This is a genomic window from Streptomyces sp. 13-12-16 (genome assembly GCF_002114215.1).
In the GTDB taxonomy this organism is placed as follows: domain Bacteria; phylum Actinomycetota; class Actinomycetes; order Streptomycetales; family Streptomycetaceae; genus Streptomyces.
In genome coordinates this window covers 1-11,862 of record NZ_NCTE01000485.1, presented here as the reverse complement: position 1 = coordinate 11,862, position 11,862 = coordinate 1, and the positions used below count along the sequence as shown (strand labels likewise).

Sequence of the window (11,862 nt, the reverse complement as noted above, 5' to 3'; positions counted from 1 at the left end):
CTTTCCGGCCACGCGTCCTTCCTCGCGTCCTTCCTTGAGTCCTTCCTTGAGTCCTTCTTCCTGTCCTGCGAGGCGGGCGTCGCCCACGATGGTGCCTCGCCTGGGGGTGAAGAGGGGTTCCATCAGGTTCCTCCAGATCTTCCGGGCGTGTTCGCTGCCCAAGCCGTCCTCGATCAGTCCCGCCAGGTCGTCCCGCGCTTCGCGGTCCGTGTCCTGGGCCAAGGCCTCGCCCATGACGGTCAGTATGCCCTCGATGTCCGGGGCGTTGCTGTGGATCCACAGGCAGAACGCGGCGAAGTCCAGGTCGGCCGAGGCGTCCTGGACCCGGCTCACCCGCGGAACGTTCGCCGGGCCCAGGACGTGGGGCACCGTCACCTGGGTGGGGCGCCCCAGACCGGTGTGCAGGGGTCTGGCCGCCCACGCCGCCGTCGCCGTGTCCACGCACAGGACCAGCAGGACGACCTCGAGTCTGTACCGGTCGCGCAAGTACGCGACGTAGTACGGCCAGGAGGTCTGCTTCTTCGTCTCGATGCGGGTCTGCGCCTCGACCAGCAGGATGAACGGATCACGTCCGTCGGGACGGACCACCCGCAGCACGGAGTCCATCTGCCGGGCGAACATCTTCGGGGCGCCGGACGCGTCCGTCGGGAGGATCTCGGTGGTGACACCGGGCGGGATTCCGAGGTCCAGGAGGTCCAGCGCACGGTTCAGCGCTTTCGGGCGTCCCGGCAGGAAGCCGTGCAGGGTGTCGTGACTGACGTTGGGCATGAGGTGAAACTATGCGCGAAGCAAGAACATTCGTTGCCTTTTGAGGTGTGATCACCCGTTTGGTGGATATCTCTGCGGTTGACGCCGAGGCGTGCGGTCGGGGCGGGGGCGAGTGCCGGGTCTGCTCTACGCGCACGGGCAGGCCAGTTCGGGGAGCGTGCGGTTCGGGGAGCACGTGACCACGGCCAGGGTGAGGTACGAGGGGCGTTCGAGGTAGTGGCCGTACGACACGTCGGCGCCCGCGCGCAAACGTTCGGCGGCGGCGTCCACCAGCCGGGCCAGGCGTGCGGTGTCCCGGTCGGCCTCCGCCGCGAACCGGGGCGTGTGCTCGGCCAGCCGCTCACCGAGCCAGGCCGCCGCCTCCTTCGCCTCGTGCCAGGTGCCCCGGACCAGTGAACGGGGCTTGACGAGCCAGTACGCCGTCTCCAGGGGCGGAAGGTCCGACGTGCGGAACTCCGCGGCCACCTGGCGGTAGCGCTCGATCAGTTCCGGCCTGCTCCCGGCCGGGGGCGGCTCGGGGTGCGGGGGCCGCCGCAGCGCCTCGTCGTCGAAGCGCGCCTTCGGGCCGGTCCAGAGGTAGGCGTGGTGGTGCACGTGCTGCTCCCGTCGCGAGGAGCGCCGGCGGCCGGACGCGGGGAGGAACCCGGTCCGGCCGGCGGCGGGGAGGGGGAGTGTGGCACCTCGTACGGTGAGTCAGCGTACGGACACGAAGAGTGGACGGTACGTCTGATGATCCGTCAGGCTGGAGGTGGACGCGGGCGGCGCGAGGAGCCGTCGTGGCGCGCGGACCGTCGCCGACGTGCCGGTGGACGACCGCCGGGTGGTGGTCCGTGTGCGGGTGCGGCGTCCGGTGTGTCCCCCACGCGGCTGCCGACGGACCTTCCGTGAGCGGACGCCCGTGGTGTTGGACCGAATAGGGGGCAGGGCCGCTCGTTCGACAGCCCCCCGGCCGGCCCGGACCGCCGTCCACGCCGCGTGGTGGCGGCGCGAGAAGGAAACGCCCGCCTCGCCTATGCCGGGACAGGGTCCTCGAGCATGTTCAGGGCCTGGCGGGAGAGCAAGTGCTCCGCGGCGTCGTAGCTCCAGCCGCAGTCGACGACAAGCGATCGCCATGCCGACAGCCCGAAGCACAGCCACAGACGGTCCGCCGCACCGTTCACGTCGAGATGCGGAGCCACTGCGCCGATGGAGACCAGGTGCTCCGCGGCTTCGCGAAGCGCCTGGCGGTACTGCGTGACGACGTAGTCCCACACCTCCCGCGCTTTGGCGTCGCTCGCCATGGAGGAGTAGACCAGGTCGATGGACGGAGCGAAGCGTTCGGTGTTGTCGCGGACACCGTGCGCCAGGCATGCGACCGCCGAGGCGAGGTCCTCGCTCCGGAACACCTCCTCAAGGAGCCCGGTGGTCCGCGAGTCCGCCACGTCCGTGGCCAGGAGGGCGTGCAGGAGCTCCGTCTTGGTCCCCACGCTCGCGTACAGCGTCTTGGTCGCGACGCCGGCCGCGCGAGCGATGTGCCCCATCGTCACCTGTGCATAGCCCTGCGCGATGAAAAGCTCACGCGCGGCCGCCAGGATGTCCTGCCGGGTCTGAGCCGCGCCCCGCTCGCGCCGTGGCGATCGATAACTCCGGGTCGGTGCGGACATGCCCCCACCTTACCCCGAGGTAAGGGCAAGCGTATTCATTGCAGATGCTGTAACTTCAAAATGGGACTTCCCTTCCGGACGGGAAGGCCATGCACCATGCACCCCTCAACCCGAAGGTTTCGCACCCCATGGACATGAACGCCGGGCGTGACTCACAAGCCGTCGTGGAAACGCGGCTCACCCATGAGACACACAGACTGGCCACCGGGCTGCTCGTGGACGCCGCCGGGCACCCCTCCGTGCCTCGCCAAGCGCTCGCGCAGTTACGGGACTTCCTCGTGGTGAACCTGCGTCACCACCACGAGACCGAAGACGAGTGGCTGTGGCCGCTCATCCTGACCGCGGCGCCCGATGCGAAGCACGCACTCGACGACCTGAGCGAAGAACACGAACGTCTGGACATCGCGCTCGACCGCCTCGCCGACATCGGCCTCACCGGCGCGAAAGACCATGACGGCGAGAACCTGAACGAAGACGACCGGCACGCACTGCGCGAGGCGGCCGTCGCGGTGCGCGACAGCGTGCGCGACCACCTGGCCCACGAGGAACCGGTTCTGTTCCCCGCCCTGCGGGCGCACATCACGCCCGCGCAGTGGGCGGAGTTCGCCCAACGAGTCATCGCCACCACGCCCCCGGTGGCCGGGCATCTGATGATCGGCCTCCTCGACGAGGCGGGCACGCCGGCCGAGGTGGAATCGATATTCGTGAACATGCCGCCGCCGATGAAGTCGCTGCTGCCCGCCCTGCGCGACCAGGCCGCCGCCGACCTGCGAGTGCTGCGAGGTATCGGCTCGTGACGGACACACACCTCCGCTGGCCGGACACGGCGTACGAGGCGATCACGGGCGACCTGACCGTCGCGGTCGCCTACCTCACCCCCGCCGGAGGCGCGGTGGTCACCAGCGTCTCACCGGTAGGGCTCGCGAACCGGGCGGCCAACCAGGTCAGCTTCACCACCTCGCTGGGCTTCCCGAAGAAGCTGGAACGCATCCTGAACAACCCCCGCGTCGCCCTCGCCTATCACACGCGCACGCACGGATTCGCCGCCCACAGTCACTACGTCCTCGCCCAGGGCAAGGCATCGGTGGACCTTCAGCCCTCGGCACAGCGGCTGGCAGGGCTGATGGACGCCACAGAGCCGTTCTTCGGGAAGACCAAGCACGGAAGGGTGTGGGACTGGCTGCTGCGCGAATACCACCAAGAGCGTGTCTTCGTCGACGTCGGCCTGGAACGCATCAGCACCTGGCCCCACCTCTCGGCACACGGACCGGCAACCGTGACCGGCCCGTCCTGGCCACGGCATCCCGCCGAACAGCGCCCCCCGAAGAACGGCACGACACCCCGGATACCCGTCTCCAAGCTCGCCCGGCGGATCGCCGCCCTCCCGCATCGCCTGCTGGCGTACGAGGGGGCCGACGGCAGTCCCGTCATCCTCCCGGTGACGGTCACCGGACACGACGAGACCGGGCTGCGCCTCGACGCACCGCCCGAACTCCTGCCACCAGGCGGACGCCGAGCGGGATTCCTCGCCCACGCGTTCCGACCGCAGTGCGTCGGTGTGAGCATGCGCACCGTCACCGGCTGGCTGACCGTCGACGACGGAGAGGCGTTGTACGCCCCCCACACATCGGTCGGCATGACGGCGCCGCCCAGCAGGACGGTCATGACCGTGGCCAACGGCCTGCTGGCCAAACAGGGGCTGCGCCGCGCACGACGCAACGGCACCACCGCGCACCTGCACGACCTCGCAGCCGGCGTCCGCCCCGGCGCGTAGCCCGGATTCCGGAGTGACCCGGGAGTACGTGTGGCACCCACCCTCTGCCTGGAATCCGTCTGTGAACGTTTTCCACGTTGCCTCTCCGGGGTGACAGCTGCGTGGAGGTCGCGATCGCCGAACAGGCCGTCCACGTACGGGACTCCAAGGACGTGACCCGCTCGTCCCTCGCCGTCGGCCGCGAAGGCCGGGGGCGGTTCGTACGGTTCGCGTCGGAGCGCTGAGCGACTTGAGGGCGTGCCGTCCGCCGGAGTGGCGGACGGCACGCCCTCAGCGCGTTCGGGGGCGCTTGGTCTCGTCCGTGGAGCCGTAGCCGAGGGCCGCGCGGTTGATGAGACGGTCACCGGGGTCGCGCACAGGTGCGGGCTTCGGCTGCGGGGCGGCGCTCTTCGCCGTGGACTTCTTCGGGGCGGGCTTCTTGCCGCCCGCACGCTTGGCCGGAGTCGCCTTCGCCTGCTTGGCGTTCTTCGCGGTCGGCGTGTTGCGCGCCGCGTACCTCTTGCGTGCCGCTGAGGGTCTCTCGCGTTCTCGAACGGCCACGTTGGCGGGGAGGGCTTTGTCCGGGGCGCGGGCCCGGCTGAGCGCGTAGGGCGGCGAGGGACGCGGGCGGCGGCGAGCACCGCGCCCCGTACGCGGAGTGAGCGTACGGATGTGAGGAGTGAACGGTGCGCCGGATCTTCCGCAGGGCCGGGCGGGGAGCGCGGGTGTGGTGGCGGCCGGGGCCGGTCCTTCCGGTCCGTGGTCGGCCATCGCCCCGTCGCGGCCGCCCGGTGCGGGCCCGGGAGTCCGCAGGAGGCCCGGCCACCCCTCCCTGTTCGGTGACCCACGTCACATCCGGATGCTGTCAGCAATCGGGGAGCCGTCTCGTTCAAGGGGCACGCGAACGAGACAGGCAGGAGCATCGCCATGAAGCACCGCATCGTCGTCCTCGGCGCCGGATACGCCGGGGCCTTCGCCGCCGGGAACCTGGCCCGTCGGCTCTCTCCCGCGGACACCGAGATCACCGTCGTCAACGCCGCGCCCGACTTCGTCGAGCGGATGCGGCTCCACCAGCTCGCGAGCGGCCAGGACATCACGTCCCGCAAGCTCGCCGACGTGTTCGAGGGCACCGGGGTGCGGCTGCGCGTGGCGCGCGTCACCGGCGTCGACCCCGACCGCGGGACCGTCGCCGTGACCGGCGAGGACGGCGACGGCGAACTCGCGTACGACACGCTCCTCTACACGCTCGGCAGCTCCGTCGCCCACCACGGCGTCCCCGGTGCGGCCGAGCACGCCTACGACGTGACCGGCGCGTCCTCGGCGCTGCGGCTGCGCGAGCGCCTGGCCGGTCTGGGCGAGGGCGGCACCGTGCTGGTCGTCGGCGAGGGGCTGACCGGCATCGAGACCGCCACCGAACTGGCCGAGTCCCGCCCCGACCTCTCGGTCGCGCTCGCAGCCCGCGGCGAGCCGGGCGCCTGGCTCTCGCCCAAGGCCCGCCGCCACCTGCGCCAGGCCTTCGACCGGCTCGGCGTCACCGTCCACGCGCACACCGCCGTCGAAGCCGTCGAGCCGACGCGCGCGATCGCCGCCGACGGCACGTCCGTCCCGGCCGACGTGACCGTGTGGTCGGCCGGGTTCGCCGTACACCCCCTCGCCGCCGCAAGCGGCCTGGAGGTCGCCGGAACCGGCCAGATCGTCGTCGACGGCACCATGCGCTCGGTCTCGCACCCGGACGTCTACGCCGCCGGCGACTGCGCCTACGCGATCGGCGAGAACGGCCGGCCGCTCCCGATGTCCTGCGCCTCGGCCGGCATCACCAACATGCAGGCGACCGCCGCGATCATCGCGCGCCTGACGGGCGGTGAGGTCCCGACCACCGCGCTGAAGTACTACGGCAACCACATCAGCCTCGGCCGGCGGGACGCGATCATCCAGATGGTGGACGGGGACGTCCGGCCGAAGTCCTGGTACCTGGGCGGCCGGACCGCCGCACGGATCAAGTCGGGCGTGCTCAAGGGGGCCGGGTGGGGCATCGTCCACCCGACCTTCGGCATGCCGAAGCGCAAGCGCCGCCTGGCCACCGCGCCCGGCCCGGCCGGTGCGCCCGACCGGGCCGGCGCGAGGGCCGCCGCATAGGCTGCTCCGCATGGACAGCGCAGCCGTCGAACGTTTCGAGGCCGGCCGGGGCCGGCTGGCCTCGCTGGCGTACCGTCTGCTCGGCTCGGCCGCCGACGCCGAGGACGCCGTGCAGGACGCTTTCCTGCGCTGGCAGGCCGCGGACCGCGAACGGATCGAGGTGCCGGAGGCGTGGCTGACCAAGGTCGTCACCCACCTCTGCCTCGACCGGCTCCGCTCGGCGCAGGCGCGCCACGAGCGCGCGGCCGGTGCCTGGCTGCCCGAGCCGCTCCTCGAGGGCGACCCGATGCTCGGCCCCGCCGACACCTTCGAGCAGCGCGAATCGGTGTCCCTGGCCGTACTGACCCTCATGGAGCGCCTCTCACCGGTCGAGCGGGCCGTCTACGTCCTGCGCGAGGCCTTCTCGTACAGCCATGCCGAGATCGCCCGGATCCTCGACGTCACCGAGTCCGCGAGCCAGCAGCACGCCCACCGGGCCCGGGTCCGGGTCGCCGCCGAGCGCCGCCGTGGCAGCGAGGAGGTGGACCCCGCCTCCGCGCGCCGGGTCGTCGAGGAGTTCCTCGCCGCCGCCACGTCGGGACGCACCGAACGGCTGGTCGAGCTGCTCACCGACGACGTGACGGCGGTCTCGGACGGTGCCGGACGGGCCAGGCGGCTGCTGCGGTTCACGACGCGCGAGCGCGTCGCCTCCTTCGTGCGGGCGGGGTTCAGGCCCACGCCGGCGAAGCGGCGGCTGGCCGGCGGCTCGCCCGTGTTCCACATCGCGCCGGTCAACGGCTCCCCGGCCCTCCTCGCGGTGATCGACGACCGGGTCGTGGGCGCCGTCGCCTTCGAAGTCGACGACGGCAGGGTCGCGTTCCTGCGGGGCATCGCCGCCCCGGACCAGCTCGCGCGCCTCAACCAGGCCTGGCGGCGGCACGAACCCGGCGCCCCGGTCATCACCGCATGGTGACCGGCGCCAACGGAACCCGGTGACGCCTCCGGACCACCACGGGCACGGCCACGGGGCCGCGACCGGGCCAGGCCGCCGCCTTCGCCTCGTCGCCGAAGCGTTCCTCCGGGCCGGTCCGACGGGGTGGGGACGAGCACGGCACTCCGTACGCCGAGTCGGCGTACGGACGCGAGGAGTGGACGGACCGTCAGTCCGGAGGTGAGCGCGGGACGGTGTGAGGGGCCGTCTGCGGTACGGAGGAAAAGGGCGCCGGATGCCGGACGAGGCGTTCGTGGAGCCACCTGCGTCGGCTCCGGTCCGGAGGTCCGGTCGGAGAGGGTTCCTCGACGGCTCCCTCCTACCCCCGCCGGCCGACCAGTGTCTTGTAGAGCTCCCGCTTCTCCTCCGAGGTCCTGGCCGCCCGGACCCGGTCCGCCCAGTCGCTCTTGATCTCGTCGAGGAAGGCGTGCCAGCTCTTGCCGTCGCCGCCCATCCTCGCCAGTTCCACCAGCCGCTGGTTGTTCTTCATCTTGCCGTCGCCGATCTTGTCCGGCTTGTGGCCGTGCAACGCGGACTCGGGGTTGGCGGTCGTCTCCGTGGACTTGACGCCGTGGTGGTAGCCGACCGGGCTGGAGGCACCCGGCGCGATCGTCTCGATGCCGACGAGCAGGGAGCCGTCCGTGGACGTGGTCGGTGCGGTGAACACCAGGAGCATGTGACCGTAGGAGCCGTTGGGGAGGATGACGTCGCCGTTCCAGTCCTTGGTGCCGATGCCGCCGATCGCCTGGTCGATCCCCAGCAGCTTCGGGGTGACCACGCCCGGGACGGCCTTCGACGCCACATTCGTCAGTGACGCCCCGAGGCCGCCCTTCTCCACGAAGTGGCCGGACGTCCCGTCCTTGTTCCGGCCGATGGAGGAGCGGTGCGTGGCGAAGCCGCGTTCCTTGACGTGTTCGTCCTGCTTGCCGTCCTCGGTGACGCCGAGGAATTCGAGCAACTGATGGGGGTCGTCGCCGTCCTGGAGGGCGGGGATGCGGATGTTCACGCGTCCGCCGTGCGCGAGGGCCCGGATGACGTCGCCTTCCCGGTAGTCGACGTGTTTCTTGTCCTTGGTGTACTGCAGGCCGTGCTGCAGGATCAGCAGGACGTTGGTGAGGATCTTCCGGGCGAAGGCGTCCTGCGACTCGTGCTCCGGTGCGAGTTCTTCCGCCCCGGGGTGCTTCCGGCCCTCCGGCACGCTCTCCGGGACCAGGGTGTCGAGGGCCGTCTCCCGGATCTGCGTGTCCCGCTCCGCCTCCAGCTCCCGGCGCTCCTCACTGTCCCCGGCGAGCCCCTGGGTCCGCATGAAACGGCCCAGGGTGTAGGCGGGGTTGATCGGGATGGGGGCGCCGGGGGCGGGTCGCTGGGTCCGGAAGGCGAGCGTCGCGGCGAGGATGCGCCGGCCCGGAGTGAGCTTCAGCCAGTCCGAGTAGTCGGGCTTCTCCTCCGTGACCTTGCCCTTGCCCTTGTCCTCGGATGTGCTTGTCCTCGCCGCGGCGGACCTCCGGCCCTCGGCGATCCTGAGGCCGTCCGCCATGGTGCCGATGCCCACACGGTTCAGCCACGCCGGCCGCTTCTCCGACAGCGACTCGATGTCCTTGAGCTCTTTTTCCTGGAAGACCTCTCCAAGGACCAGCCGCCGTTCCAGGACCCACCGCAACCTGGCATCGGGAAGCAGCCAGTCCTCCGGCCACTTCTTGTGCGGCTCCCAGATGTTGAACTTCCGCTTCTTCTGGCGCGCGTGCTCCTCGATCGACCGGGCCAGCCGCACGATCACCGCGTCCGGGTCGGTGGACGTCTCCAGGGAGGCCTCGTCGGGAGGAGGGTCCGCCTTGGTCTCCCCCTGTTGCCCCCGTTGGACCGCTGTGGTCACGGCCCGGTTCCCGGCGGTGCGCTGGAGCGCCAGCAGACCGGTGGGGTCATCCACCGTCCGCGACGGGAAGCCCGGTCGTCTCTGCCGCGCGTCCCGGTCCTGCTGCCGCTCCTGTCGCTGCTGCCGCCGTGTACGCATCCCTCAGACTGACCCGCCCCCGGTCCTGTCGGAAGGGGGGATGGGGCATCTGCCGGGGCAGAGCGTTGCCCTTTCGTCCGCTCGGCGTATGCGGGAATTCCGCTCCCGGTGGGATCCCGTACCCGCGTGGGTGGACAGGCGCCCCGACGGGCGTGGAGTCAGGTCGCCTTCCGGCCCGTCGGCGGTCAACGGCGGTGCGTGCACGGCCGGGTTCGGTGTGCGGGACGTGAACACGACCTACCTGCTCACCGCTGAGCACTGCGGTCGGAGCGGCAACCGGTTCACCAACCCGCAGGGCGCCTACGTCGGTACCTCCACCAAGTCCAGTGACCCCCACGACGTGATGCTCATCCCCACGAACTCCGACAACTTCACGTACACCGGGGGACCCGACAGCAACGCGGGCGTACGGGTCGACGGCTGGGGCCACGTCTTCCCGGGTGAGTACCTGTGCCAGTCCGGAATCACCAGCGCCCGGGTCACGAGCGGCCCGGTCTGCAACATCAAGGTCCTCCTCCCCTACAGCGACTCCGAGGACCTGGTGGAGGCGGAGCAGATGGACGGCCGGGACGTGGCCCGCAGCGGTGACAGCGGCGGCCCGGTCTGTACCGCCTCGGCCGGCGGCGGCGCGATAGCCAAGGGCACGCCGACCCGTGGCGCGGGGTCGCGCCTGGGCTTCCAGGACTTCCACACGGCCACACGGGACTTCGGCATCTGGATCAACGAGTGGATCCGTCCTCGCGGCCCGTGCCGCGGAGCGCTCGGGCGGCGTGCGTCTTCGTCACAGGCGCCGCCCGATGTGGACCGTGACGTACGCGTAGGACTCGCCCTCCCGCGGCGCGCGGTTCCAGGACCGGGTGGTCAGGTGCGGCAGGACGCCCTCGGCCAGGGCGTGCCGGGGCAGGGAGAGGCCGAACTCGTCCTGTACGGCGGCCAGCAGGTGCCGCTCGCGGTCCGCCTCGTCGACGGCGTGCAGGACGAGTTCCGGGTCGAGGGCCTCGGGCACCGGGCCCGTGCGCTCGACGTCCGTGCCGCGCAGCGTGTACGCGTACAGCTCCTCGCCCCCCTCGGCGACCGAGAGGTGGAACACCGCCGGGACGTCGTCGCGACCGCGGCGTACCCACAGCACCACCGCGCGTCCGTCGCGCGAGGCGGCGACGGCCGGGGAGACGAAGAAGCCCCCGGGCTCCGACGGCCGCGGGGCCGTGTCGAAGCCGAACGCCCACCCGGAGCCCGTCCGGCCCACCGCCACCACGGCCCGGTCCTCCCACGGCGCCGAGTCGTCCCGCTGCCCGATGTCGTAGGGGAACCACCCGGCGGGACGGCTGGGCGGAGCGGTCAGACCCGTACCCCCGTCCTCCCCGACCAGGCCGGGCAGCGCCTCCGGCTCCGCACCCTCCACCCACAGGCACCGGTAGGAGCCGTACGGGGCGTTCCACCGCTGGGTCTCCGCCAGCCAGCACAGTCCCGGCGGATCCAGGTCCGGCACCGGATCGGGCACCGGGCCCGTTCGGCCGGCCCGGGGCGTGGCCAGCAGCTCCAGGCCGCGCTCCCGCGTCACCACCGGACCCAGCACGGGGTCCCCCAGCAGACCGACCGGTGCCAGCAGGTCCGGCCCCGGCGGCGACCACGACGGCAGCGCGGCACGGATCAGCCGCCACGCCGTGTCCGTGTCCCCCCACCTCGCCGACTCCCACGCCTCGGCCACCGCCTCCCCGAAGGCGCCGTCCGGTGCGTAGCGGTAGGAGCCGTCGCGGACCCGGGCGAGGATCGCGTCCGCGGCCTCCGTGACGTCGTCGTCGGTCGCGGTGCCCAGCACGAACCGGCGGGGAGAGGCGCCGGGGCGTTCGTCCCGCAGGTGCGCGGCGGCCATCACGGGCACCAGCTCGCCCGTGTAGCGCGGATCGGCGACGAGCCCACCGAATCCGTGGTACCCGCCGCCGTGTGACAGCGCCGCCAACTGCTGCAGCATGCCCCAGGCGCGGGGACGCCCGTAGCGGTGCGCCTCGGTGAGCAGCTCCCGGGCGGTCTCCCACCTCCCGCTCAGGGCCTCCTCCCGCGCCCGCTCGACGTCGGCGTCCAGGGCCCGGGTGGTGTCGTTCACGAAGCCGGGATCGTGCGCCCGGTCGGAGTGGAAGCTCTGGTACATCCGCTGCATATAGGCACGGAAGGACGGATACCGGTCCGGGAACTCGCCGCTCCACCCCTTGTAGACGTACAGGGCCCACTCGCCGTCCTCGTCGGTGTCGCCCGGGTCCAGCAGGGCGTAGGACATGTCCGAGTCGGTCTCCAGCTGCAGTGCCCGCCGCCACATCCCGGCCAGCAGCACCTCCTGCTCGGTCGAGCGCTCGGTCAGCCCCTCCTGGTAGGCCGGGGTCATGTCGAACGGATCCCCGAACCAGCCGATCTCGTGGGCCGCGCCCAGCCGGTAGACGGATCCCCCGTCGAGCCGCCAGCCGTTGCTGACGCCGAGGAACCGCCGGTAGGACGGAGGGAGCCGGACTCCCAGGCGCTCCTCGGCGGCGGCTATCTCCTCCTCGGCCGCGGGCGGGGCGGCGAGCGCCAGGTCGGCGGGGGGCGT

The 11,862-nt window shown here is 71.8% G+C and carries 11 protein-coding genes and 2 pseudogenes; 7 read left to right on the top strand and 6 right to left on the bottom strand.

Features of this window, described 5'->3' with window-relative positions:
* On the bottom strand, positions 1-768 hold a 768-nt coding region (locus tag B7767_RS47330), incomplete at its 3' end, for a hypothetical protein (protein WP_218775803.1).
* Between the two features lie 126 nt (positions 769-894).
* Positions 895-1,362: a hypothetical protein gene (locus B7767_RS19275; RefSeq protein ID WP_085573265.1), complete on the bottom strand. Its 468-nt coding sequence runs from the start codon at positions 1,360-1,362 to the stop codon at positions 895-897.
* A 190-nt stretch (positions 1,363-1,552) separates the two neighbouring features.
* Here B7767_RS19275 and B7767_RS49355 point away from each other — a divergent pair.
* Positions 1,553-1,708, top strand: a pseudogene (locus B7767_RS49355) (ISL3 family transposase); the annotation flags it as partial.
* Between the two features lie 70 nt (positions 1,709-1,778).
* Here the strand turns inward: B7767_RS49355 and B7767_RS19270 are convergent.
* On the bottom strand, positions 1,779-2,411 hold the full coding sequence (locus B7767_RS19270; protein ID WP_085573264.1) for a TetR/AcrR family transcriptional regulator: 633 nt from the start codon (positions 2,409-2,411) through the stop codon (positions 1,779-1,781).
* 128 nt (positions 2,412-2,539) lie between these two features.
* On the opposite strand from B7767_RS19270, the gene B7767_RS19265 reads away from it, so the two are divergent.
* From B7767_RS19265 to B7767_RS19255, 3 genes are all read left to right on the top strand, one after another.
* Positions 2,540-3,208 (top strand): hemerythrin domain-containing protein, encoded by a 669-nt coding sequence (locus B7767_RS19265; RefSeq protein ID WP_085573263.1) that lies wholly within the window; start codon positions 2,540-2,542, stop codon positions 3,206-3,208.
* Entirely contained in the window at positions 3,205-4,185 is a 981-nt protein-coding gene (locus B7767_RS19260) for a hypothetical protein (protein WP_085573262.1), read from the top strand. Before B7767_RS19265 ends, B7767_RS19260 begins: the two co-directional genes overlap by 4 nt.
* A gap of 77 nt (positions 4,186-4,262) precedes the next feature.
* Positions 4,263-4,409, top strand: coding sequence for a DUF397 domain-containing protein (locus tag B7767_RS19255; protein WP_085573261.1), 147 nt, complete (start codon positions 4,263-4,265; stop codon positions 4,407-4,409).
* A gap of 46 nt (positions 4,410-4,455) precedes the next feature.
* Here the strand turns inward: B7767_RS19255 and B7767_RS19250 are convergent, their stop codons facing one another.
* Entirely contained in the window at positions 4,456-4,725 is a 270-nt protein-coding gene (locus B7767_RS19250) for a hypothetical protein (RefSeq protein ID WP_256923490.1), read from the bottom strand.
* A gap of 366 nt (positions 4,726-5,091) precedes the next feature.
* Between B7767_RS19250 and B7767_RS19245 the strand changes: the two genes are divergently transcribed.
* Both B7767_RS19245 and B7767_RS19240 read left to right on the top strand, forming a co-directional pair.
* Entirely contained in the window at positions 5,092-6,300 is a 1,209-nt protein-coding gene (locus B7767_RS19245) for an NAD(P)/FAD-dependent oxidoreductase (RefSeq protein ID WP_085573260.1), read from the top strand.
* A 10-nt stretch (positions 6,301-6,310) separates the two neighbouring features.
* Positions 6,311-7,252 carry a sigma-70 family RNA polymerase sigma factor gene (locus B7767_RS19240; protein ID WP_085573259.1) on the top strand — a complete coding sequence of 314 codons (942 nt, stop codon included), beginning with the start codon at positions 6,311-6,313 and terminating at the stop codon, positions 7,250-7,252.
* A 337-nt stretch (positions 7,253-7,589) separates the two neighbouring features.
* Here B7767_RS19240 and B7767_RS44705 read toward each other — a convergent pair whose 3' ends face one another.
* A complete protein-coding gene (locus tag B7767_RS44705; RefSeq protein WP_143652551.1) occupies positions 7,590-9,197 on the bottom strand; it encodes a PE-PGRS family protein in 1,608 nt (535 codons plus the stop codon).
* Positions 9,198-9,321: 124 nt separating this feature from the next.
* Between B7767_RS44705 and B7767_RS49350 the strand changes: the two are divergent.
* Positions 9,322-9,888: pseudogene (locus B7767_RS49350) on the top strand (trypsin-like serine protease); the annotation flags it as partial.
* 174 nt (positions 9,889-10,062) lie between these two features.
* Here the strand turns inward: B7767_RS49350 and B7767_RS19225 are convergent.
* Positions 10,063-11,862 (bottom strand): SMI1/KNR4 family protein (locus B7767_RS19225; RefSeq protein WP_107486174.1); only part of this gene is annotated, 1,800 nt, incomplete at its 5' end.

What these genes read in the sequence shown, in the direction of transcription:
- B7767_RS19270 (WP_085573264.1), bottom strand. Translation starts at nt 2,411, where the DNA reads ATGTCCGCACCGACCCGGAGTTATCGATCGCCACGGCGCGAGCGGGGC.
- B7767_RS19265 (WP_085573263.1), top strand. Translation starts at nt 2,540, where the DNA reads ATGGACATGAACGCCGGGCGTGACTCACAAGCCGTCGTGGAAACGCGG.
- B7767_RS19245 (WP_085573260.1), top strand. Translation starts at nt 5,092, where the DNA reads ATGAAGCACCGCATCGTCGTCCTCGGCGCCGGATACGCCGGGGCCTTC.
- B7767_RS19240 (WP_085573259.1), top strand. Translation starts at nt 6,311, where the DNA reads ATGGACAGCGCAGCCGTCGAACGTTTCGAGGCCGGCCGGGGCCGGCTG.